Source organism: Bacillus sp. Au-Bac7 (assembly GCF_021341655.1).
In the GTDB taxonomy this organism is placed as follows: Bacteria; Bacillota; Bacilli; order Bacillales; family Cytobacillaceae; genus Niallia.
This window is the reverse complement of sequence record NZ_JAJTTG010000001.1, coordinates 1541013-1564739: the sequence shown is the minus strand read 5'-3', so window position 1 is coordinate 1564739 and position 23727 is coordinate 1541013. Positions and strand designations below refer to the sequence as shown.

Annotated in this window: 24 protein-coding genes; 19 read left to right on the top strand and 5 right to left on the bottom strand. The window is 38.4% G+C overall.

Annotated features, from left to right (window positions below; genetic code table 11):
• The first annotated feature begins 52 nt into the window (after positions 1-52).
• Together LXM54_RS08140 and LXM54_RS08135 are read left to right on the top strand one after the other, a co-directional pair.
• Positions 53-1270, top strand: coding sequence for an EAL domain-containing protein (locus LXM54_RS08140; RefSeq protein ID WP_233314616.1), 1218 nt, complete (start codon positions 53-55; stop codon positions 1268-1270).
• A gap of 175 nt (positions 1271-1445) precedes the next feature.
• Positions 1446-2066 (top strand): DUF3993 domain-containing protein, encoded by a 621-nt coding sequence (locus LXM54_RS08135; protein ID WP_233314615.1) that lies wholly within the window; start codon positions 1446-1448, stop codon positions 2064-2066.
• Between the two features lie 57 nt (positions 2067-2123).
• Here LXM54_RS08135 and LXM54_RS08130 read toward each other — a convergent pair whose 3' ends face one another.
• The gene (locus LXM54_RS08130) at positions 2124-2357 is read right to left on the bottom strand and encodes a glutaredoxin family protein (protein WP_233314614.1); all 234 of its coding nucleotides are present in this window, start codon (positions 2355-2357) and stop codon (positions 2124-2126) included.
• 265 nt (positions 2358-2622) lie between these two features.
• Between LXM54_RS08130 and LXM54_RS08125 the strand changes: the two genes are divergently transcribed.
• The 6 genes from LXM54_RS08125 (at position 2623) to LXM54_RS08100 (ending at position 6730) form a co-directional block, all read left to right on the top strand.
• Positions 2623-2859, top strand: a complete 237-nt coding sequence (locus LXM54_RS08125) for a YkuJ family protein (protein WP_127734982.1) — start codon at positions 2623-2625, stop codon at positions 2857-2859.
• A gap of 121 nt (positions 2860-2980) precedes the next feature.
• Entirely contained in the window at positions 2981-3124 is a 144-nt protein-coding gene (locus LXM54_RS08120; protein WP_233314612.1) for a hypothetical protein, read from the top strand.
• 69 nt (positions 3125-3193) lie between these two features.
• A complete protein-coding gene (gene cbpB, locus LXM54_RS08115) occupies positions 3194-3628 on the top strand; it encodes a cyclic-di-AMP-binding protein CbpB (protein ID WP_233314611.1) in 435 nt (144 codons plus the stop codon).
• Positions 3629-3761: 133 nt separating this feature from the next.
• Positions 3762-4676, top strand: coding sequence for a LysR family transcriptional regulator (locus LXM54_RS08110; RefSeq protein ID WP_233314610.1), 915 nt, complete (start codon positions 3762-3764; stop codon positions 4674-4676).
• Between the two features lie 114 nt (positions 4677-4790).
• Positions 4791-5501 carry a 2,3,4,5-tetrahydropyridine-2,6-dicarboxylate N-acetyltransferase gene (gene dapD / locus LXM54_RS08105; RefSeq protein WP_233314608.1) on the top strand — a complete coding sequence of 237 codons (711 nt, stop codon included), beginning with the start codon at positions 4791-4793 and terminating at the stop codon, positions 5499-5501.
• A 95-nt stretch (positions 5502-5596) separates the two neighbouring features.
• Entirely contained in the window at positions 5597-6730 is a 1134-nt protein-coding gene (locus tag LXM54_RS08100; RefSeq protein WP_267913303.1) for an N-acetyldiaminopimelate deacetylase, read from the top strand.
• A gap of 60 nt (positions 6731-6790) precedes the next feature.
• Here the strand turns inward: LXM54_RS08100 and LXM54_RS08095 are convergent, their stop codons facing one another.
• Complete coding sequence (locus tag LXM54_RS08095; RefSeq protein WP_233314607.1) at positions 6791-7648, bottom strand: mechanosensitive ion channel family protein; 858 nt, start codon at positions 7646-7648, stop codon at positions 6791-6793.
• A 275-nt stretch (positions 7649-7923) separates the two neighbouring features.
• On the opposite strand from LXM54_RS08095, the gene LXM54_RS08090 reads away from it, so the two are divergent.
• The 5 genes from LXM54_RS08090 to LXM54_RS08070 all read left to right on the top strand — a co-directional run bounded on the left by LXM54_RS08090 (position 7924) and on the right by LXM54_RS08070 (position 13550).
• A complete protein-coding gene (locus tag LXM54_RS08090; protein WP_233314606.1) occupies positions 7924-8466 on the top strand; it encodes a peroxiredoxin in 543 nt (180 codons plus the stop codon).
• 60 nt (positions 8467-8526) lie between these two features.
• Positions 8527-8985, top strand: coding sequence for a TlpA family protein disulfide reductase (locus LXM54_RS08085; RefSeq protein WP_233314604.1), 459 nt, complete (start codon positions 8527-8529; stop codon positions 8983-8985).
• A 199-nt stretch (positions 8986-9184) separates the two neighbouring features.
• On the top strand, positions 9185-10930 hold the full coding sequence (locus tag LXM54_RS08080) for an ABC transporter ATP-binding protein (protein WP_233314602.1): 1746 nt from the start codon (positions 9185-9187) through the stop codon (positions 10928-10930).
• A 22-nt stretch (positions 10931-10952) separates the two neighbouring features.
• Positions 10953-12779, top strand: a complete 1827-nt coding sequence (locus LXM54_RS08075; RefSeq protein WP_233314601.1) for an ABC transporter ATP-binding protein — start codon at positions 10953-10955, stop codon at positions 12777-12779.
• A 111-nt stretch (positions 12780-12890) separates the two neighbouring features.
• The gene (locus tag LXM54_RS08070; protein ID WP_233314599.1) at positions 12891-13550 is read left to right on the top strand and encodes a potassium channel family protein; all 660 of its coding nucleotides are present in this window, start codon (positions 12891-12893) and stop codon (positions 13548-13550) included.
• Positions 13551-13590: 40 nt separating this feature from the next.
• Here LXM54_RS08070 and rnjA read toward each other — a convergent pair whose 3' ends face one another.
• The 3 genes from rnjA to def all read right to left on the bottom strand — a co-directional run bounded on the left by rnjA (position 13591) and on the right by def (position 16694).
• Positions 13591-15258 (bottom strand): ribonuclease J1, encoded by a 1668-nt coding sequence (gene rnjA, locus LXM54_RS08065; RefSeq protein WP_233314598.1) that lies wholly within the window; start codon positions 15256-15258, stop codon positions 13591-13593.
• On the bottom strand, positions 15258-15470 hold the full coding sequence (locus LXM54_RS08060) for a DNA-dependent RNA polymerase subunit epsilon (protein WP_233314596.1): 213 nt from the start codon (positions 15468-15470) through the stop codon (positions 15258-15260). Before LXM54_RS08060 ends, rnjA begins: the two co-directional genes overlap by 1 nt.
• Before the next feature lie 669 nt (positions 15471-16139).
• Positions 16140-16694 carry a peptide deformylase gene (def, locus tag LXM54_RS08055; protein ID WP_233314595.1) on the bottom strand — a complete coding sequence of 185 codons (555 nt, stop codon included), beginning with the start codon at positions 16692-16694 and terminating at the stop codon, positions 16140-16142.
• Positions 16695-16993: 299 nt separating this feature from the next.
• Between def and LXM54_RS08050 the strand changes: the two genes are divergently transcribed.
• The 6 genes from LXM54_RS08050 (at position 16994) to LXM54_RS08025 (ending at position 23637) form a co-directional block, all read left to right on the top strand.
• A complete protein-coding gene (locus LXM54_RS08050) occupies positions 16994-17680 on the top strand; it encodes a YkyA family protein (protein ID WP_233314594.1) in 687 nt (228 codons plus the stop codon).
• A gap of 589 nt (positions 17681-18269) precedes the next feature.
• On the top strand, positions 18270-19385 hold the full coding sequence (pdhA, locus tag LXM54_RS08045) for a pyruvate dehydrogenase (acetyl-transferring) E1 component subunit alpha (protein WP_233314593.1): 1116 nt from the start codon (positions 18270-18272) through the stop codon (positions 19383-19385).
• A gap of 3 nt (positions 19386-19388) precedes the next feature.
• Complete coding sequence (locus LXM54_RS08040) at positions 19389-20366, top strand: alpha-ketoacid dehydrogenase subunit beta (RefSeq protein WP_233314591.1); 978 nt, start codon at positions 19389-19391, stop codon at positions 20364-20366.
• Between the two features lie 69 nt (positions 20367-20435).
• The gene (locus tag LXM54_RS08035) at positions 20436-21755 is read left to right on the top strand and encodes a dihydrolipoamide acetyltransferase family protein (RefSeq protein ID WP_233314590.1); all 1320 of its coding nucleotides are present in this window, start codon (positions 20436-20438) and stop codon (positions 21753-21755) included.
• Between the two features lie 4 nt (positions 21756-21759).
• Complete coding sequence (lpdA, locus tag LXM54_RS08030; protein ID WP_233314589.1) at positions 21760-23169, top strand: dihydrolipoyl dehydrogenase; 1410 nt, start codon at positions 21760-21762, stop codon at positions 23167-23169.
• 213 nt (positions 23170-23382) lie between these two features.
• Positions 23383-23637 (top strand): hypothetical protein, encoded by a 255-nt coding sequence (locus tag LXM54_RS08025; protein ID WP_311315869.1) that lies wholly within the window; start codon positions 23383-23385, stop codon positions 23635-23637.
• The last annotated feature ends 90 nt before the right edge of the window (positions 23638-23727 follow it).

Sequence of the window (23727 nt, the reverse complement as noted above, 5' to 3'; positions counted from 1 at the left end):
CTAAATTTTTATGGTATAATAAGTCATTATTTATAGGGAGGCTGATCAAAATATGGACGCTTTAGATATTTTGACAGATCTAGATAATGTCATCCCTTATTTCCAAGCCATTTTTAGTGCTGACGAACATACCGTTATTGGATATGAAGTATTAGGAAGATATACTGGAATAAATGGAACAGAAAGCTTAGGCCCGTTTTTTTTAGATGAGTCGATTCCAGAAGAGTATAAAAATGAAGTAGACAAAGTAGTGCTAACAAAAGCATTAGACAGAGCGATAGAGCTTGATGATAATTTCCTGCTATTTATCAATCGTGATGCAGATCTTCTTATGTATGATGACGGCGAGGATTTCTTGCAAATGCTTATGTCTTATGAAGAAAAAGGCTTTGATTTAAATCGGATTGTACTGGAGATATCGGAACGAAATTATACCGGACAATCAGAGCATCTCGATCATTTGCTTGTCTACTATCGAACATTTGGAATTAAAATCGCTATTGACAAAATGGGAAGCGAAAGCAGTTATGTTGACAGAATTGGAGAACTGGCTCCTGATATCCTGAAAATTGACCTATTGGCTCTTCGTTCCACTTCCACTTCCCATATGTACCAGAATGTTCTCTATTCCTTATCAATGCTTGCTCGAAAAATAGGGGCGAACCTTTTGTTTGAGAATATTGAAATGGTACATCAGCTGCAATTTGCTTGGAAAAACGGCGGCAGATTTTATCAAGGCTTTTATTTGCATCATCCAGAAGAACATTTTGTGGAACCAACCATCCGGCAAGCCAAATTAGGGGCAGAGTTTCATGAATTTATCTCTTATGAAAAGAAAAAGCTGACATCAATCCTTCAATTAACAGATAAATTTCAAACGAAACTTCATGAGCTGCTGCAGAAATATCGTAAATATTCAAGCTATGAAGAACTGTTAAAGAACTTGTCTAACGAGTTGACAGATGTAGCCTTTAGAATGTATGTCTGTAATGAAGATGGATTTCAAAAATCAGCCAATATTTTTTATGATAACAGCAATTGGGTACTGCAAAGGGAGTATGTTAATAAAAACTGGAGCTGGCGCCCATATTTTCTCGAAAATATCATTAAGATGCAAAATGAAAAAAAGGGCATCTTATCGGACTTGTACAGTGATATTGAAACAGGCGGGACAGTCAGAACATTCTCCTATCCTCTTGATGCTAACGAATTTCTTTTTATTGATCTGTCCTATAACTTCCTTGATAAGATGGAAGTGCTTATTAATTAGACCCGCTATGGGTCTTTTTTATTTTGGGTGTCAATCTTTAGTTATTTCGGTTGTTTTTCGGGTATATGTATAATATCGCAGAAAATTGTCAAAGCATTACAGAATTTAACGAACGAAAAATCGAATACTGTGAATAGATTATTGTTATCATTAGAAAGAGAAAGGGGAGACGGCAATGAAGAAAACGATGCTTTGCATTTTTTTATTAATACTTGCCTTTGGAAATGCCCAATTTACCTATGCTATGGAGAAGGACAAGCTGTCTGAAAGAAAGGATGTACTCTTATTTTTAGAGGAAGCCTTTCATGCACAGGTACATTTAAGTGAAAAGCACAGAGAACTCTCTGAAGTTAACTCATTGTTAACACCGTATTTTTCTGACGATTATATTAATAAGTTTCTAAAAGCAAATCTAGTCAAAGAAAACGGAAAGTATATAATCTATGGCAGTGATTTTGCACCATACTATATTCCGTACTTTCAGTTTTCAGAAAATACAGAAATAGATATTGATTCTCAAAAGATTTATGTATACGAATATTTTGAATCACCAGATGATGGCCCCCTATATTATGAGGACCACTATGAAGGAATGCTACTGGAGAAAATAAATGGTCAATGGAAAGTATCAAAGCAGCTTTCCGATGAAGAAATAACGAAGTATTTGTCAAAGAATGCGAAGAATGAAAATAGTGAAGTGGAAAAGGTGTCTAGGTTGAACAAACTTGCAGACTTACAAGTTTTCGCACAATTAAAAGTCATCTTTAGTCTTCCTTTTGCACAAAATGGACGATAAATAATGGGAGTTGTTTGCATATTAAAAGCTGTACCTTGTTGGTACAGCTTGCTTTCTTTAAAATTTAAGAACCTCTTGCAGCTTGTCATGGTCAAAACCGGCAATAACTGTTTCACCGATTACAAAAGTAGGAGTAGAAAAGCATTGATATTTTTGCACAAGCTCTTTTCTAGCTTTGGCATCTTTCTGAATATCCCTCAAATCCAGTTCAAATCCCTTTTCCCGTAAAAACGTCTTCGCATATTCACAAGGCGGGCAATCAGGCTGTGTATACATCGTTATTTTTTTCAAAAAAAATTGCCTCCATCTATCTGAAAATTTCGCTATCTATAATATATATATTGCCTAATCATAGCATATTTTAAGGGTCTGAGAAAAAAGATTTGCTCATTCTTCAATTTTACTTGGACAAACACTCCGCAATATTTTATTCTGTTATTATTGGCATTTACACAAAGCAAGAACGCTTGCTTTAATTTAAAGGGAAAGTGTATAGAAACATGCTAATAGTTAAACCTATAAGTAATATATGGGTTTGTTTGAAAGGAGAGAGAGCATGTCACAGCTTCAAGGCATATTAACACGTTTAAAAAATTTACAAGAACAATCAACAGGGGGAGAACCTTCCCAACGTTTTTTTGAGGTAAACGGCGAAAGAAAATGTCAAGTTACATTCCATCCTAAAACAGAAACGTATGAGTTGGAAGTATACAATGATAAAGAAAAGCCAAAAAGATATCAATTTGACAATATCGATATGATTACAATCGAAATCTTTGATCTTATTCAATAATCACTAAAAAGGAGCCGTATTCTTACGGCTCCTTTTTCTGTCATTAATCCTTGCATAATAGCTTAAATAAATTAACAGTCTAATAACAGAGTCACTCTAAAAGAAAGGAGATGGAGTTTGCATGCAGATTGCAGTAACATGCCCTGAATGTCAGCAACAGGAGTTGTTAGAGAATGTACTGACAGCCCAATCAAATCAGAATGTCATCTACACTTGTCCTAACTGTGGTTTTAATCAGCGCAATATCGAAACGAGCAAGGGTTAAATGAGCAAATGGCCGAAAACTATGGTAAGATAGTGGAGTAGAAAATAAACTATTGAGGAGTTTTCGGCTATGACCAGCATACACAACGGAGAATTTTTAGACATTACGGTGAAAGAATTAATGATTCCTTCAGAGCGTGTTGCCCATGTGCAAGTTGGTAATAATTTAGAACATGCCCTTTTAGTACTGACAAAAAGCGGCTATTCTTCCATACCGGTTTTAGATCCCTCCTACAAGCTCCATGGTTTGCTGAGTACGCCCATTATTATGGACAGCATACTCGGACTTGAGCGGATTGAATTCGAAAAGTTAGAGAGCATAAAAGTGGAAACAGTAATGAACACAGTTGTTCCTAGAGCAAATTCAAATACATCATTCAAGGATATGATGGAACTTTTAACGGATAATCCCTTCATTTGCCTGGAGGATAATGAAGGCTATTTTGATGGCATTTTGACAAGAAGGTCTGTGTTAAAAAGGCTGAATACGTTTTTGGAAATATAGAGAGTTTTTTCATGGCTTCGTTTTAACTGGCTTCCTTAAAGTTATTCCCCCTACGTAACACATCTGTTTATTCCATCTAATTGCAATACTGCTTACCCGGCAAAAAGAACAACAGGAAAAAGAAGGGAAATATATGTCAACAATATCTGAGCTGCAACTATTAAAGGTCCTTGCCCAAGAGATGAATATGAGAAAAGCTGCAGAAAAGCTGTTTGTGTCTCAGCCTGCCCTTTCGCAGCGGCTGCAAAATATTGAGAAGGAATGGGGCGCCAAATTGTTTATCCGATCCCAAAAAGGGCTTTCTTTAACGGCAGCAGGAGAACTTGTTGCGCAGTTTGCAATAGAAACAATAAGCAAGGAAGATAGTGTAAAAGAGTCCATCCATGCGTTAAAGGGAGAAGTTCATGGAACTTTAAGTATTGCAGCCGCCAGCATTGTCGGACAGAACTGGCTGCCTGGAGTGCTGAAGGAGTTTATTAAGACATATCCCCAAGCTAAAGTATCATTGATCACTGGCTGGAGCAGCGAGATTTTAAAATCGATGACTGACGGCAGCATTCATCTTGGCATTATCCGGGGAAGTGCTGATTGGAAAGGGGCCAAAAAGCATTTGTTTGACGATCCCCTATATTTGGTTGACAGCCAAATTTCCAGTTTGGATCAGCTGATGGATACTGACAGGCCGTTTATTCAATTTAAAAGCGATTCGAGCTATTATGAGGAAATCCAGGAATGGTGGCACAGACAGTTTCCTGCGCCTCCCAAAAATACAATTTATGTCGATCAAATCGAAACATGCAAGCAATTGACTTTTAACGGAATAGGCTACAGCATACTTCCAGCCATCGCTCTTAAAGAGGCGAATCAAAACCTCTTTCAAGTGCCTTTGCTCGATGAAAAAAATCAACCGATTTTCCGAAGCACGTGGCTGATTGGCTATGAGGCGGCGTTTCAATTAAAGCAAGTGCAGGCATTTTTTGAAATTATTGAAGAGTATGTAGCTGGAGAAAAGCGGGCGATAAGAGAAGGAAATATTCACCCGCAGTGAATGGCTAAAAGGCAGGCAGAAAGATAGACTAACCGTTATTTTTGCTTGTCTTCTATGCTTTTGTTTGGTAAAGTAATGCTTAGTGTTATATATACATATTGGAGGTAACTAACAATGAAAATGATGGATGCAAATGAAATTATTTCATTTATTGCAAATAGTACAAAATCTACACCTGTAAAGGTTTATGTTAAAGGAAACTTATCTGAAGTTAACTTTGGCGAAAAGATTCAATCTTTCATCAGCGGAGATGCAGGGGTTGTATTCGGTGAGTGGTCTGATATCAATGAAGTGATTGAAGCTAACAAAGGCAGCATCACTGATTTTGTAATCGAAAACGACCGCCGCAACTCAGCGATTCCTCTATTGGACATGAAAAATATTAAAGCTCGTATTGAGCCAGGCGCAATTATTCGCGACCAAGTAGAAATCGGTGATAATGCTGTTATCATGATGGGTGCTGTAATCAATATCGGCGCAAGCATCGGTGAAGGTACAATGATCGATATGGGTGCGATTCTTGGTGGACGAGCTACTGTCGGAAAAAACAGCCACGTAGGTGCAGGCGCAGTTCTTGCTGGTGTTATTGAGCCGCCATCTGCTAAGCCGGTTATCGTTGAAGACGATGTTCTTATCGGTGCAAACGCAGTTGTAGTTGAAGGTGTTACAGTTGGAAAAGGTGCTGTCGTTGCAGCAGGAGCAATCGTTCTTGAAGACGTTCCGGCAAATACATTGGTTGCAGGAGCTCCAGCACGCATCATCAAAGAAATCGATGAGAAGACAAAATCTAAAACAGAAATTATGCAAGAGCTTCGTAAACTATAATGTTAAAAAAAGCGTGGAAACTTCATTCCGCGCTTTTCCTTTTAGCCTGCAATTTATAAGCAGGAGCTATATTTACATTAAGCTGGAGGAGAGAAATGGTGGCAAATACAGACTATGTACAAATCAGAAGAGAGCTGCATCAAATCCCTGAACTTGGGTTTCAAGAATTCAAAACACAAACATATCTGTTAAATTATATTCATGCATTACCTAGCGAGCGGATTGAAATAAAGACTTGGAAAACCGGGATATTTGTAAAGGTGAAAGGCAGAAAGTCTGCAAGACTTATCGGTTATCGTGCGGACATTGACGGTTTGCCGATTACCGAAGAGACAGGCCTTCCCTTCAGCTCTAGTCATGAGCAGGCAATGCATGCATGCGGACATGATTTTCATATGACAATTGCCCTCGGTGTATTAACAAATATAGTGGAAACTCCAATTGATGATGATATGCTGTTTATTTTCCAACCGGCAGAGGAAGGGCCCGGCGGTGCTGAACCAATGCTGAAAAGTGATATCATGCAGGAATGGATGCCTGATATGATCATGGCCCTGCATGTGGCACCAGAGTATCCTGTCGGCACCATTGCAGTGAAACCTGGTCTCTTGTTTGCCAATACTTCAGAGCTTTTCATCGATCTGAAAGGTAAAGGCGGGCATGCTGCCTATCCGCATCAGACGAATGATATGGTTGTAGCGGCTTGTTCCTTAGTAACACAGCTGCAATCAATTGTAGCAAGAAATATCGATCCTCTAGACAGTGCTGTCGTCACAATCGGTAAGATTACTGGAGGCACAGTTCAGAATGTTATCGCAGAGTCAGCGCGATTAGAAGGGACGATGCGGACGCTTTCTGCTGAATCCATGACCAAGGTTAAGGATAGAGTTAAAGCGCTCGTTAAAGGAATTGAAGCAGGGTATGAATGTGAATGTACAATCGATTTTGGAAGCGGATATTATCAAGTTTATAATGAAGAAGCAGTCACGAAAGAATTTATGGACTTTATTAGACAAAACACAACGATTGAGCTGATTGAATGCAAAGAAGCAATGACAGGTGAAGACTTCGGTTATATGCTGAAGGAAATCCCTGGGTTTATGTTTTGGCTTGGTGTCCATTCTCCATATGGTCTTCATCACAGCAAACTGAACCCAGACGAAGATGCATTGCAAACTGCTATTACTATGATTACTTCCTACTTACAGTTTAAAGGCAATAACAACTGAGCAAAAAAAATCCTCAAAGACTAAAGTATGCATTTCAGTCTTTGAGGATTTTTAGTTTATTTACTTATTGCCGTTTTCTAAAGCTAAACTTGCCGGTGATGGCAATTTAACTCCTTTTTCCTCCAATGTTTCCTGAACTCTTTGCCGCAGTATTCTTTCGACACCCCATTGCTCATTATTAAGTGTTTTGGCAATAATGCGGATAGTCAAGCTTGTCCCAGCAAACGATTGAATACCAATAACATTCGGACCATCTGTGATTACATCACTTTCCTTACGGATAGTATCACAAACATCCTTGAGTATTTCCAAACAAGCCGGGATGTCATTGTCATTAGAAATAATAACGTCAACAAGTGCCTGCATATCTCCCCTAGAGTGGTTACTTAAAATTTTAATTTCCCTGTTAGGTATGAAATGAAGGGTGCCATCTGGAGAACGGAGCTGTGTTGTTCTTAGTCCGACTTGTTCCACAGTGCCTGAGAAGGTGCTTGTAGTAATAGAATCACCGACATCGAGCTGTTTTTCTAATAAAAGAAAAAAACCTGTGACAATATCACTGACAAGTCCTTGGGCACCAAAGCCGACGGCAAGACCAACAATACCAGCACCAGCAAGGATAGCAGTAGCATCAATCCCGAATGTTTGAAGAACAGTGACTGCCAAAATAAAAATAAGGATATAGGACAAAATATTCTTGGTTAAACTTTCTAATGTTGAAGCTCTCCCTGTTGAGATGGAATGCTTCTTCATATAAGAATCAAAAAGCTTGGATATAAATAATAAGCAGATTTTTTTGATGATAAAATAGAGACAGAATATCAGCAGCAGCTTAAGTAAAATTAATCCTGTGCTGACAAGGAGATTTGCCCAATTAAAGTTTATAAAATAATCTTGCATATCTGTAATTGTATTCATACTGCACTTCCTTTATATGTATTGCTGCTATTAAAAACTTTTTTAATGTATTCCCTAAAAAATAAATTGTAAACTTTTTGGCTGACTAATTATTCCTAAGTATTTTAACCGATTTTTGTAAAAATATTATTAATAATTATTATTAATTTATATTTAATATTACGTGTATTTGACTGGTGAAAATATAGTGTTTATAATTAGAATAATAAGATTATTCTGTTCGTCTCGTTACTAAGTATTCTCAATTAAATCAGTTTTTTTGGAGGTAATTAATAATGCCGGAACGTATGGTAGGCAAGCAAGCACCAAAATTTGAAATGGAAGCAGTATTAGCAAATAGAGAATTTGGAAAAGTTAGTCTCGAAGAAAATATGAAAAATGACAAATGGACAGTACTGTTTTTTTATCCAATGGACTTTACCTTTGTATGTCCCACTGAAATCACTGCACTTTCTGCCCGTTATGACGAGTTTGAAGATCTTGATGCAGAAGTAATTGGTGTTTCTACAGATACAATACATACTCATTTAGCGTGGATTAAAACAGATCGTAAAGAAAATGGGCTAGGGGACGTAAACTTCCCGCTGGCAGCAGATACGAATCATGTAGTATCAAGAGAATACGGCATTCTGATTGAAGAGGAAGGGATTGCTCTGCGCGGTTTATTCATCATCAGCCCTGAAGGGGAATTGATGTATTCAGTTGTGAATCATAATAATATCGGCCGAGATGTTACTGAAACATTGCGCGTACTCCAAGCACTGCAAACAGGCGGACTTTGCCCGGCTAATTGGAAGCCTGGCCAAGCTACTATATGATCTGGTTAAAGAATAAGAGAATATATACTTAATGGAGAACCAATTGGGGGAGAAATCAAAATGAAACTACGAGAGCAGATGCCTGAATTAACAGGTGCCACAGCATGGCTGAACAAAGAACAATCAAAAGCCGATTTGATTGGTGACAAACCAACTTTGATTCATTTTTGGTCTGTAAGCTGCTACTTATGTAAAGAAATAATGTCCCAATTCAATGCGTTTAGGGACGAATACAGTGAAAAGCTTCATTTTATCGCCGTGCACATACCAAGGGTAGAGCAGGATTTAAATATGGATACAATCAAAGCAACAGCTGAAGAATATGGCATAACACAGCCAATTTTTATAGATAATGAGCATAAACTTGCTGATGCCTTCGAAAATGAGTATGTCCCTTCCTATTATGTATTTGATCTGACCGGTGAATTGAGACATTTCCAGGCTGGCGGAAGCGGTATGAAAATGCTGGAGAAACGTGTGAATAGAGTGCTTGATGAGCCGATTAAGAAGGGTGATTAAGCAAATTTAAAAAGCATAGATTTTAATCTATGCTTTTTATTATGCAGTAAAAAAACTTTGAATCATTTTGTTTTCAAAAAATTGCTAAAAATCTTATAAAAGCAGTAGATTAATATTTCGAAAACCGTTATATTAATAGTGCAACTTTTTTTGCTCTTAAAAAATGGAGTCTGTTAGGGAAGAAGAGGGGGAGCGGTATTTGGAGACATTTCAGAAGTTAAAGTCGTATTATTTGCCGTTTAAAAAGTATTTTATGGTTTCGATTTGTTTTTTAATTGTGGTGACTGGCATTACCGTTGTGTATCCGATTATTTTGCAGATCACCATCGATGAAGTCGTATTGCAAGGCAAGTATGATTGGATACCGTATTTGTCAATCGGATTTATCGGGGTGATGATTATTAAAGGAATTGCAACATATATTTACCAGTACACAGGTGATATGTTCGGTATCAGCTCTGTGTACTTATTGCGGAATGGGTTATACAAAAAGCTGCAGTATTTGCCTTTTTCCTATTATGATAATGCAAAAACTGGTGATCTGATGTCGAGGCTGACAGCAGATGTAGAAGGATTCCGCTTTTTCTTATCAGCAGGCTTCTCTGAGCTGATCCGTTTTATCTTGTTAATCGCAGTAAGCTTTACTGTAATGCTGAATTACTCTGTATCTTTAACGTTTGTAACTTTGGTAACGCTTCCGTTTTTAGCTGTAGTTACATACAAGTTCGATAAAGCAGTTCATCCTGCGTTTAGAGGAATCAGGAAATCCTTCGGTGTCCTCAATACAAAGGTGCAGGAAAACATCAGCGGCATTAATACAGTGAAATCACTTTCCAGAGAGGATTTTGAGGTCGGAAAGTTTAATAGAGCGAACGGTGACTATAAAGATCAATATTTATTCACTTCAAGTATTTGGTCAAAATACTTCCCATTAATGGAGTTTCTGGGAAATGCCAGCATTGTCCTGCTTATTTCTTACGGCGGATATTTAGTTATTGAAAACAAGCTGCAGCCAGGTGAACTTGTGGCATTTTACAGTCTGCTTGGGTATATTATGTGGCCAATTATGAACTTGGGATTTGTTGTTAATCAGTTTTCCCAGGCAAAGGCCTCTGGTGAAAGACTTTTAGAAATTTTGGAAAAGGACTTTATTATCGAAGATAAACAGGATGCTAAATATGCACAAAAGCTGGTTGGGGAAGTGGAATTCCGCAATGTCAGCCTTAAGTATGCAACAAAAGAAGGTTTTGCCCTACAGGACATCAGCTTTTATGCACAACCTGGCAAAACAATCGGCCTGATCGGCGGAACAGGCTCCGGCAAAACAAGCATTACCCAGCTGCTGACAAGATTTTATGAAGCAACAGAAGGCGTTGTTCTTGTTGACGGGCATCATGTGGAAGAGTATGAGATTGAGTCGCTTCGGGGCAATATCGGATTAGTGTCACAAGAATCGTTTTTATTCTCCTCTTCTATTAAGAGCAATATTGCATATGGCAAACCGGAAAGTACAATGGAGGAGATTATCCATGCTTCTAAACGGGCTCAAGCACATGATTTTATTATGGAGCTGCCAGACGGCTATAATACAATGCTTGGGGAGCGCGGTTTAGGACTGTCTGGAGGGCAAAAACAGCGTATCGCTATTGCGAGGGCTATTTGTATTAACCCTAGTATTCTTATTTTAGATGATGCAACAAGCGCAGTTGATATGCAGACGGAATTTACTATTCAGAAGGAACTGAAAGAAGTAATGGACAATAAAACGACCTTTATTATTGCCCATCGGATTTCGTCTATTAAGCATGCTGATGAAATAATCGTGCTTGATGAAGGGCGGATTGTAGAAAGGGGCTGTCATGAGGAGCTAATTACCCAAAATGGGCAGTATCGAAGAATATATGATATTCAATTCCAAGATAAAAAAAAGATAATAAATGCTTAGGGAAGCAAGGGGGTAAGAAACTTTGAGTAAACAGAAAACGGAAAATAAAGATACCCTAATTTTAAACAGGTTTGAATATACGACAGAAGAAGTAATTGAAAAGCCGTTTAACTGGAAGCAAATGTGGCGCTTGCTGAGCTATATGAAACCATATCAAAAAAATCTATTGCCGTTGTCCATTATCACTGTTTTGATAACAACAGCTGTAAGGCTGATAATTCCAATCCTGATTGGTGTTTATGTCCTCGATCAAGCTATCACAAATAAGGATGGCAGCCAGTTGACAACATTTGTACTGCTAATCGGAGCGATGTATGCCGTTTCATATGCAGCCAATTTCTATCGAATCAAATGGATGAACGAATTAGGTCAAAAGGTAATCTATGATTTGCGAAAAGGCCTATTTACACATGTGCAAAAGCTGTCACACCGGTTTTTTGATGAGCGGTCTGCCGGTTCTATACTTGTTAGAATATTAAATGATATTAATTCCCTACAAGAGCTATTTACAAATGGTGTTATCAACCTATTAATGGATATCATATTACTGATTGGAATTTTTGTAATCCTGCTAACATTAAGTCCAGAACTGGCTTTAGCTGTATTAGTGGTCATTCCTGTCATGTTCTTTATCTCTACAGCGTTAAGACGGAAAATCAGGAAATCATGGCAAATTGTTCGGCTTAAACAATCTAAGCTGAACTCGCATTTAAACGAGAGCATTCAAGGAATTAGGGTTACCCAAGCTTCTACTCAAGAAAAGCCAAATATGATGTTTTTCGATGGCTTGAACAATGAAAACTTTGAGAGCTGGAAAGATGCTTCTAAGCAGAATGCTATGTTCCGTCCGTTTGTGGAAATTACCAATGCCATTGGTACAGCAGTACTCATCTGGTATGGAGCCTATTTAATCCAGCACGGAATGACAATAGGTGTTTTTGTTTCCTTTGCGTTTTATTTAGGAATGTTCTGGGAGCCAATATCCCGACTAGGCATGGTATATAACCAGCTTTTAATGGGAATGGCTTCCTCGGAGCGGATATTTGAATTTTTGGATGAGAAGCCAAATGTTTCAGAGGCGGACGATCCTGTCACCCTTCCAGAAATGAAGGGGCAAGTTTGCTTTAAAGAGGTGGAGTTTGCTTATACAAGTAATCGCAAAGCTTTAAATGGAATTAATTTGACCATTCAAGCTGGTCAGACAGTTGCTCTTGTTGGCCATACAGGTTCTGGAAAAACCACTATTGCCAATTTAATCAGCCGCTTTTACGATCCGACAAAGGGAGAAATTTTCGTAGATGGTATCGAAATAAAAGACATCTCACTGAAATCGTTACGAAGTCAGATCAGCATTGTGCTGCAAGACACATTCATCTTCTCAGGAACCATTATGGAAAATATTCGCTTCGGCCGACCTGATGCAACAGATGAGGAAGTGATTTCTGCGGCGAAGGCAATCGGAGCTCATTCATTTATAGAGGCATTGCCTAAAAAGTATGAAACAGAAGTAGAAGAACGAGGGAATATCTTATCTGTCGGCCAAAGGCAGCTTTTATCCTTTTCAAGAGCACTTTTGGCAAATCCACGCATATTAATTTTAGACGAAGCGACAGCAAGCATTGATACAGAAACGGAAGTCAAAATCCAAGAAGCATTAAAGACCCTACTAAAGGGAAGGACTGCCATCATGATAGCACATAGACTTTCTACGATTCGAGATGCGGATAAAATAGTTGTTCTTGACCACGGCAGCATAATGGAAGAAGGCTCACATGAACAATTGATGGAACAAAACGGTATATATTATCATCTCGTAGAAGCGCAATTTAAGATGTTAAATGCAGTATAGATCTTAAAACGAAAATGGTATTCCTTTTAGTGACAGTATGGGTATAGCTGGTAAAATAGTAGCTGTTCCTTTATTATTATAGAATAAGGTACTAAAACTGGAGGAAATACAGTGAAAAAGGAATTTGCAGTAATCGGACTTGGCCGCTTTGGCGGAAGCATATGTAAAGAATTAATGGAGCTTGGTATGGAAGTGATGGTCATTGACAAAAATGAGGAACGTGTCAATGAGTATGCTAATATTGTGTCACATGCAGTTGTCGGCAACTCTGTAGATGAAAATGTACTGAAAAGCCTAGGCATTCGAAATTTCGAGCATGTGATTGTGGCGATTGGCGACGATATCCAGGCGAGCATTTTGACGACGCTTATCTTAAAGGAGATGGGTGTCAATAACATTACCGTTAAAGCCCAAAATGATTATCATGAAAAAGTGCTAAAGAAAATTGGCGCAGATTCAATTATTCATCCAGAGCGGGATATGGGGAAAAGAATTGCCCATAATATCGTTTCTAATAATGTCCTCGATTATCTCGAGCTGTCTGACGAACATAGTATTGTCGAAATCAAATCAAGCAGCCGTTTGGCGGGACATACAATGGTTGATCTTGATATCCGTGCCCGCTACGGTATTACAATTGTAGCTATCAAGCGAGAAAATGATATCATTGTTTCTCCGCAAGCGAATGAACCGATAAAAGAGGATGATGTTCTCATCGTAATTGGGGCCGATTCTGATATTAACCGGTTTGAGAAAAAAGTAATGTCCTAAATAAAGAAAAGAGGTCAGCGATTAAGCTGGCCTCTTTTTATTAAACTTCCATAATGATAGGAAGTATCATTGGTCTTCTTTTTGTTTTTTCGTATAAGAATGGAGATAGGGTATCAATAATCTCATTTTTAATTTCAGACCATTGCGTTGTTTTACGCTCCATTACTTTGTTTAAATGCTTGTTAATCAATGATTGCGCATCGTTGATTAAGTCGCCAGATTCTCGCATGTATACAAAACCTCTGGAAATAAGGTCAGGTCCAGCGGAAATCTTGAAGTCCTTCATATTAATGCTCACTACGACAACAACAAGGCCTTCCTCTGAAAGAATGCGGCGGTCGCGCAAGACGATATTGCCGATATCCCCGATGCCGCTTCCATCAATGTAAACAGAACCGGACGGAATTTTCCCTGCTACCTGTGCTGTATCGCTTGAAAGAGCAAGCACTTCACCATTATCCATGATAAAGCAGTTTTCTTCTTCCACACCGCAGTCAATTGCTGTTTGTGTGTGGATTTTTTGCATTCTGAATTCTCCGTGAATAGGCATGAAGAATTTAGGTTTAATTAATCGCAGCATAAGCTTTTGCTCTTGCTGTCCGCCGTGACCTGATGTATGAATATTGTTTAAAGGTCCGTGGATAACTTCGGCACCAGCGCGGTAAAGCTGATTAATTGTTTTATTGACACTTAATGTATTCCCAGGAATCGGGGAAGATGAAAAGACAACTGTATCTCCAGGTATGATCTGGATTTGGCGATGTGTGCCGTTGGCAATTCTAGACATCGCTGCCATCGGTTCTCCCTGGCTTCCTGTACATAGAATCGTTACTTGATTTGCAGGTAAACGATTGATATGGTGCGGTTCAATAAACGTTTCTTTCGGAGCTTTAATAAACCCAAGCTCAAGACCAATATTGATTGCAGCTTCCATGCTACGTCCAAACACGGCAACTTTACGGCCAAATTCTACTGCTGCATCTGTAACTTGCTGCAGTCTGTAGATATTTGAAGCGAAAGTCGCGAAAATCAAACGTCCGTCTGCTCTGCGGAAAATATCTTGAATGCTTTCGCCGACTTTTCTTTCAGACATAGTGAAATTCGGCACTTCACTGTTTGTGCTGTCAGACAGTAGGCAAAGCACGCCTTCTTTTCCAATTTCAGCCATTTTTGTTAAGTTCGCAGGTTCGCCGACAGGAGTAAAGTCAAATTTAAAGTCTCCTGTATGAACGATTTGCCCTGGCGGTGTCTTAACGACAATCCCGTAAGAATCAGGGATGCTGTGTGTTGTCTTAAAGAAGGAAACAGATGTTTTTCTAAACTTAATCACATCATCTTCTTTAATTTCATGCATAGTTGTTTGTCTTAATAATCCATGCTCTTCAAGCTTATTGCGAACAAGAGCAAGAGCAAGCTTTCCGCCATAAAGAGGAATATTTACTTGTCTAAGCAGGTAAGGAATACCGCCAATATGGTCCTCGTGACCATGTGTAATGAATAATCCTTTAATTTTATCTGCGTTTTTCACAAGGAAACTATAATCAGGAATTACATAATCGATACCGAGGAGCTCGTCCTCAGGAAACTTAATTCCAGCATCAATAAGTATAATTTCATCTTGGAATTGCACACCGTATGTGTTTTTACCGATTTCCCCTAGTCCACCTAGAGCAAATACAGCTGTTTGATCGTTTTTAACAAATTTCATTATTCAATCTCCAATACTGTAAAATCTTCATTTTGTTTTTCATAGTCTAGGTAAGCTCCATCTACTGGGCGTACAAATTCAATATTGTAAGGTTTTTCAGCTAGTTTAGTACGGACATCTCTTTCTGATATACCTTCAACGTAAATTGTTTTTGTTTTTTCTCTTACTGGTACCTCTGTTTTTAATTCTTGGAAGTAAACTTTATAAACCATTTGAATCGCTCCTTAAAAAAATATTATCTAATTTTTATTATATAAAAGATTAACATGTTTTTCATGTTTTTCTATATAGAAATCGCTTTAATGTAAAGATATGTAAATTTGTAGGTTTCAATCTTTCCTGAAATCCTGCTTATTTTAGAACAATGATAATCGTATCATAGCATTATTTTCCCATAAATAATATAGATGAAACAGATGTTCACAAGCAAGTCCATGAAAAAAATAAAAGGCCCAACCCTCTGATAAGTGTACATGCATATAAAGGGCCATTCGACAGCCGTGCTTTATATACGTGTTGGCAAAATGAGGTCAGACCCTAATGGAACAATCGGTTAGTTTTTAAGCAATTGTTTTTTTACGCAACAAATCTTTCCACTGTCTACGAAGCTTTTGACGAAGCTTTTTTAACATAGTGGATCATCTCCTTACTTCCTATTTTAAACCATTCTTGTACAAAGTAAAGCCTTGCTTCTTAGTATATGGTGTATTTTGTCCTGAAAAGAGAAAATTATGTCTATAGTGGAGAATATTATAGGAGGAAAATTAGTAATGACTCTATATTGTTAGTATATGTAACACTAGTTAAATCTTTTATGTCAGGAGAGGTTTTTTTGAAAATGGGCGACAGAAGGCACTGCCTAATAGCAGCGCCTTAACCCATTATCTATCAATTGGAATCGCGTTTTCAACCGGTGTATACGGAGCTTCTGAATTGATATGGTCATAGAACATAACACCGTTCAAATGGTCAATTTCGTGCTGGAAGACGATAGCAATAAGTCCCTTAAGACGCAGCTTTATCTCCTTATTATCAAGATCGACTCCCTTAACAGTGACTCTAGCATATCGCGGCACGAAACCAGGGATGGTCTCATCCACAGACAAACAGCCTTCGCCGCCAGTTAAATAAGACTTTTCAACAGAATGACTGATTATTTTAGGATTAAACAAGCAATAGCTGTAAAGTTTTCCATCCTCATCTTTAGCATGAACGGCAATCATGCGTTTTGGAACATTAATCTGTGGTGCTGCAAGGCCCACACCGCCCCTTAAGCCATACTTTTCAGCTTTTTCAGGGTCTTGGCTATTTATTAAATACTCCATCATGCTTTGTAAAATCTGTTTGTCTTCCTCGCTGGCAGGCAGAGAAACTTCTTCTGCTACATTTCTTAATGTCGGATGACCGTCACGAATGATATCCTTCATCGTTATCATACTGATCACGTCCTTTTGCATACATAAAATGATAAATACGAATATAAGTCTAACAGACAAATGCTAAAAAGTTAATCTTTTGGAATTCATCCAAAATTATATGAAAAATAAAATACTAGAATAAGTAATATAAAAGAAGAGAACGGAATAGCTTTTAATAGAAGATTACTATTTGGGTTTTCGTAAAGGTATTTGCCCTTATGTTTCACAAATGGCAGAATAGAGTGGTTATATCATAAAACCATACAGCATTATATTTATACTTAATAGCAAATGAAACGAGAGTGGGGAGGATATAATTGAAAAAAGCGAAAAGACTGGCAGCAGCAGCACTTATGATTGTCATTATTACCAGCTTGTCCGCTTGCAAGGGCTTCGAATCTTCTGGTGAAAAAATGCATGGCAAGCTGGAAAAGGTAGTAGAGCTAGAGAAAGAGTTTGAGGATCAGCAAGATCCGCTAGTAAAACTAGAAAAGAGTGAACAAGAGATTTACGCCAACATCATCTCGTTAGGGCTCGAAAAAATGGATGAAATAAAAAGTCTCTCAGATGAGGCACTTGCATCAGTAGCCAAACGGGAAGAATATATGAATAAAGAGGAAGAAAGCATCCAGAAATCAAAGGAAGCTTTTAAGAAGGTTAAACCAATTATTGAAGATATGGATGAAGATGAAAAAGAGCTTAAAGCAAAAGCAGAGGAGTTATACAATGTCATGATAGACAGGTATGAAGTGCATGACCAATTATATGCAAATTACACTACCGGCTTAAAGTATGATAAAGAGCTGTATGAAATGTTTAAAGACAAAGATGTAAAAATAGATGCGCTTGAAGAGCAGATTAATAAAATTAATGAAGTATATCAAAAAGTGCTTGCCAATAATGAAGAGTTTAATAAATTGACGAAGCAATACAATGAACAGAAGCTCGATTTTTATAAAAAAGCGGGAGTCGAAATTAAAGTAGAAGAAACACAAAATAAATAGACTAAAGTAAGCGTCTTAAGAGATTGGATGCCAGATAGGTATTGGATGTATATTCATTTACTTATCTGGGCATTCATTACACTAGGGCGCTTTTTGTTTTACATAGGCGTTTTTTAGGATGTTTTCGACAAAATGGCGAGCTGGAAAAAAATGTTGATATTATAATACAGATTCGGATAGTGTTATTTTTATAGTACAGATATATAACAGCTGATAATACAGTTTAAATAAATTTTTTTTAGCAAAATAAAAAAATACACAAAAAACATAGTACTTTAAGATTGACGGATAATATTTATGTATATTAAACTTATACATGTATTAAAAAGTTGTATTAATATATTTTATTGTACTTATTGATACAGAACATACGGATACCGAATTATTTATAAAGACGTTTTTTCTAGCGGATTTTGTGGAAAACTGCATAAGTATGGTTTTTTTTAAGTTGAAAAACAATGTGGAGGATAAACTAGAAAGCGCTGTCTAACTAGGTTACCACATTTTCATTACCATGAAACAACGAAAAGAAAATGCGTTAGATTTTTTTTGATGCGTCTTTTTAAAAAGAAAGGAAAGGGTGGCTTAAATGGCTTCTAAAACGAAGAAGGCTCAATTAGATGTGCAAGCACAGCTTGAACAAGTAGAAAACCAATTTCAAACACTTCAGATTCTAAATGAAGAGGGCGAAGTGGTAAATGAATCTGCAATGCCTGATTTAAGTGATGAGCAATTACAAGAATTGATGACTCGCATGGTGTACACTCGTATTCTTGACCAACGCTCAATTTCTTTAAACAGACAAGGTCGTCTAGGTTTCTATGCACCGACTGCAGGTCAAGAAGCTTCTCAATTAGCTTCTCAATTTGCATTGGAGAAAGAAGATTTTATTCTTCCAGGATATCGTGATGTTCCTCAGTTAATCTGGCACGGACTTCCTTTATACCAAGCATTCTTATTCTCTCGTGGACATTTCAAAGGTAACCAAATGCCTGAAGGTGTTAACGTAATTTCACCGCAAATCATCATCGGTGCACAATACATCCAAACTGCTGGTGTAGCACTAGGTATGAAAAAACGCGGAGCGAAATCAGTAGCTATCACATACACAGGTGACGGCGGTGCTTCACAAGGTGACTTCTATGAAGGTATTAACTTTGCTGGTGCATTCAAAGCTCCTGCTATCTTTATCGTACAAAACAACCGTTTCGCAATCTCTACTCCAGTTGAAAAACAATCTGCTGCAAAAACGATTGCACAAAAAGCAGTTGCTGCTGGTATCCCAGGTATCCAAGTAGACGGAATGGATCCATTGGCTGTTTATGCAGCTGTTAAAGATGCTCGTGAAAGAGCTGTTAATGGTGAAGGTCCAACATTGATCGAAACACTTACTTATAGATATGGTCCACATACAATGGCTGGAGATGACCCAACTCGCTACCGTACATCAGATCTTGATAGCGAATGGGAAAAGAAAGATCCATTGGTTCGCTTCCGTAAATTCCTAGAAAACAAAGGAATCTGGAACGAAGAAAAAGAAAACGAAGTAATCGCTCGTGCTAAAGACGAAATTAAAGAAGCAATCAAACTTGCTGATGCTGAACCACAGCAAAAAGTAACTGACTTGATCAACAACATGTTTGAAGAGCTTCCAAATAACTTGAAAGAACAATATGAAATCTATGCAGCAAAGGAGTCGAAATAAGCCATGGCGCAAATGACAATGATTCAAGCAATCACTGATGCGTTACGCACAGAATTACGTAATGACCCGAACGTTTTAGTATTCGGTGAAGACGTAGGTGTTAACGGCGGTGTATTCCGTGCAACGGAAGGACTTCAAAAAGAATTCGGCGAAGATCGTGTATTCGATACTCCGCTAGCTGAATCCGGTATTGGTGGTTTGGCTGTAGGTCTTGGTCTTCAAGGCTTCCGTCCAGTTCCTGAAATCCAATTCTTCGGTTTCGTATATGAAGTAATGGACAGCATCAACGGTCAAATGGCTCGTATGCGTTACCGTTCAGGCGGACGCTACAATTCACCTGTTACTATCCGTTCTCCATTTGGCGGTGGTGTTCATACTCCTGAGCTTCACTCAGACAGCTTAGAAGCACTTGTAACAACTCAACCTGGTTTGAAAGTTGTTGTTCCATCAACACCTTACGATGCAAAAGGTCTATTGATTGCTGCAATCAGAGACAATGATCCAGTTGTTTTCCTTGAGCATTTGAAATTATACCGTTCATTCCGTGAAGAGGTACCTGAAGAAGCGTACACAATCGAAATCGGTAAAGCAGACGTTAAACGTGAAGGTAAAGACCTATCATTGATCGCTTACGGTGCAATGGTTCACGAATCACTTAAAGCTGCTGAAGAACTAGAAAAAGAAGGATACTCTGTAGAAGTTGTTGACTTGCGTACAATCAGCCCATTGGATGTTGATACAATCGTTGCTTCTGTTGAAAAAACAGGAAGAGCTGTTGTAGTTCAAGAGGCGCAAAGACAAGCAGGTATCGCTGCACATGTTATCGCAGAAATCAACGAGCGCGCTATCCTTAGCCTAGAAGCTCCAGTATTGCGTGTAGCTGCTCCTGATACTGTTTATGCATTTACACAAGCTGAGAACATTTGGCTTCCAAATTACAAAGATATCATTGAAACAGCTAAAAAAGTCCTTACTTTCTAATAAAGTAGTTATTAGTCAGGGATAATAAGAAGCAACGTAAATAATGGAAATGTAGGAGGTTGAATTACTTTGTCTTTTCAATTCAGATTACCGGATATCGGTGAAGGTATCCACGAAGGTGAAATCGTAAAATGGTTTGTTAAACCAGGCGATAAAGTTCAAGAAGACGACGTTTTGTGTGAAGTACAAAACGATAAAGCAGTAGTAGAAATTCCGTCTCCAGTTGACGGTACAGTAGAAGAAGTACTTGTAGAAGAAGGTACAGTTGCAGTTGTAGGTGATATCCTAATCACTTTCGATGCTCCTGGTTATGAAGACATTCAATTTAAGGGCGACCATGGACATGACGCTCCTAAAGAAGAAGCTAAAACAGAAGCTCAAGTACAAGGCACAGCAGAAGCTGGCGATACTGTAGCTAAAGAACCAGTCCAAACTCCTGCTGCTGCAGAAGAAGTGGATCCAAACAGACGCATTATCGCTATGCCATCTGTACGTAAATATGCTCGTGATAAAGGTGTGGAAATCCGCACAGTATCTGGTACTGGCAAAAACGGCCGTATTTCAAAAGAAGATATCGATGCATTCTTGAACGGTGGAGCTGCTGCACCTGCTGCAACAGAAGCTGCTGAAGCTACTCCAGCTGCAGAACAAGAAGCACCAAAACCACTTGCGATTCCAGAAGGCGACTTCCCAGAAACTCGCGAAAAAATGAGCGGTATCAGAAAAGCAATCGCTAAAGCGATGGTAAACTCTAAACATACAGCTCCACACGTAACACTTATGGATGAAGTAGAGGTTTCAAACCTTGTTGCTCACCGTAAGAAATACAAAGAAGTTGCTGCTGCTAAGGGCATTAAATTAACGTTCTTGCCATATGTTGTTAAAGCATTGACAAGTGCATTAAAAGAATTCCCAGCACTTAACACTTCTTTAGATGATGCTACAAGCGAAATCGTTCACAAGCACTACTACAACATCGGTATCGCTGCTGATACTGAAAAAGGACTTCTAGTTCCTGTTGTAAAAAATGCTGATCGTAAAGGGATTTTCAATATTTCTAACGAAATCAACGAACTTGCTGGTAAAGCTAGAGACGGTAAACTTGCTCCAGCTGAAATGAAAGGTGCTTCTTGCACAATTTCAAACATTGGATCTGCTGGCGGACAATGGTTCACTCCAGTTATTAACCACCCAGAAGTGGCTATCCTTGGAATCGGACGTATTGCAGAAAAAGCGATCGTTAAAGACGGCGAGATTGTTGCTGCACCAGTATTAGCTCTATCTCTAAGCTTCGATCACCGCATGATCGACGGAGCTACTGCTCAAAATGCAATGAATCACATCAAGCGTTTGCTAAACGATCCAGAACTATTGTTAATGGAGGCGTAAAAACATGGTAGTTGGAGATTTTCCTATTGAAACAGATACTATAGTCATTGGTGCTGGCCCTGGTGGGTATGTAGCTGCAATCCGTGCGGCGCAACTAGGACAAAAAGTAACAATCGTTGAGAAAAATGTATTGGGCGGAGTTTGCTTAAACGTAGGCTGTATCCCATCAAAAGCATTAATCACAGCAGGTCATCGTTTTGAGACTGCTAAGCATTCTGACGATATTGGGATTACTGCTGAAAATGTAAAAGTAGATTTCTCAAAAGTTCAAGAATGGAAAGCAAGTGTTGTTAACAAGCTTACTGGCGGTGTAGAAGGCCTTCTTAAAGGAAACAAAGTAGATATCGCTTATGGCGAAGCATACTTTGTTGATGCTAACACACTAAAAGTAATGGATGATAAGTCATCTCAAACTTACACTTTCAAAAATGCAATTATTGCAACTGGATCTCGTCCAATTGAAATTCCTGCATTCAAATACTCTAAACGTGTTCTAGATTCTACTGGTGCACTTTCTCTTAAAGAAATTCCAGAGAAAATCGTTGTTATCGGTGGAGGTTATGTAGGTACTGAGCTTGGTGGAGCATACGCTAGCTTCGGAACTAAAGTAACTATTCTAGAAGGTGCTGACGATATTCTTAACGGTTTCGAAAAGCAAATGTCTTCATTGGTAGTTCGCAACTTGAAGAAAAAAGGTGCGGAAATCATTACTAAAGCAATGGCTAAAGGTGTCGAAGAAACAGATACTGGCGTTACTGTAACATATGAAGCAAAAGGTCAAGAGCAAAAGATCGAAGCTGACTATGTATTCGTAATGGTTGGAAGAAAACCAAACACAGACGAACTAGGTCTTGAACAAGTAGGAATTGAACTTGCTGAACGCGGACTTATCAAAACTGATAAGCAATGCAGAACTACTGTAAGCAATATCTTTGCAATCGGTGATATCATTGAAGGACCACCACTTGCACATAAAGCTTCTTATGAAGGTAAAATTGCTGCAGAAGTTATCGGTGGTCACAATTCTGAAATCGATTATCTTGGAATTCCTGCTGTTGTGTTTGCTGAGCCAGAATTGGCTACAGTTGGACACACAGAAGCTTCTGCTAAAGAAGCTGGAATCGAAGTTACAGCTGCTAAATTCCCATTCGCTGCTAACGGCCGTGCACTTGCACTTAACCAAAGCGAAGGTTTCATGAAGCTTGTTACTCGTAAAGAGGATGGCCTAGTAATCGGTGCTCAAATCGCTGGTGCAAACGCATCTGATATGATCGCTGAACTTGGTCTAGCAATCGAAGCAGGTATGACTGCTGAAGACTTGGCAATGACTATCCATGCTCACCCAACATTGGGAGAGATCACTATGGAAGCTGCTGAAGTAGCAATTGGTAGCCCAATTCATATCATTAAGTAATAATAAAAAAACCTCTCTTTATAGAGAGGTTTTTTTTGTATTATTTAACAGTTTTCTATGCTTGGGTGCTGAGAATGGTTTGCAAGTTTGAGGGGACTATATAATGGAAGGAAAAATCGTTATTATACGGCATGAATTGTGAGGACATGCATAAATATAGTGTATCATACTTACATTTCATAATGGACGAACTTAAGCGGAATGGAGAGTGGGGTGTTTTCCTTGAAGGTTTATACGACAATTCTACTGCAACTTATGTTATGGAGCGGTTACTCTATCATTGAATGGCTGTCAGAACATGACCTTTTCATTTATAAAGTGGTGATGTTTGGCGTGTTTTTATACTTGGCTGTTATACTAGGGAATTACGTAAATAGGTCGCAAAGGAAAACCATGCTGGCTACTGCCATAAGTCTTTCTATTTATGGCTCCTTTCAGATGATTATGAGTATCATAGCAGTCGTTTAAGAGTGAATAAGGGTTCCTATCAATGTTTAGCATAACTTCTTGCCTTCCAGTCATTGTGGGCGTCTCACGCAACATTATATACAAATAAAA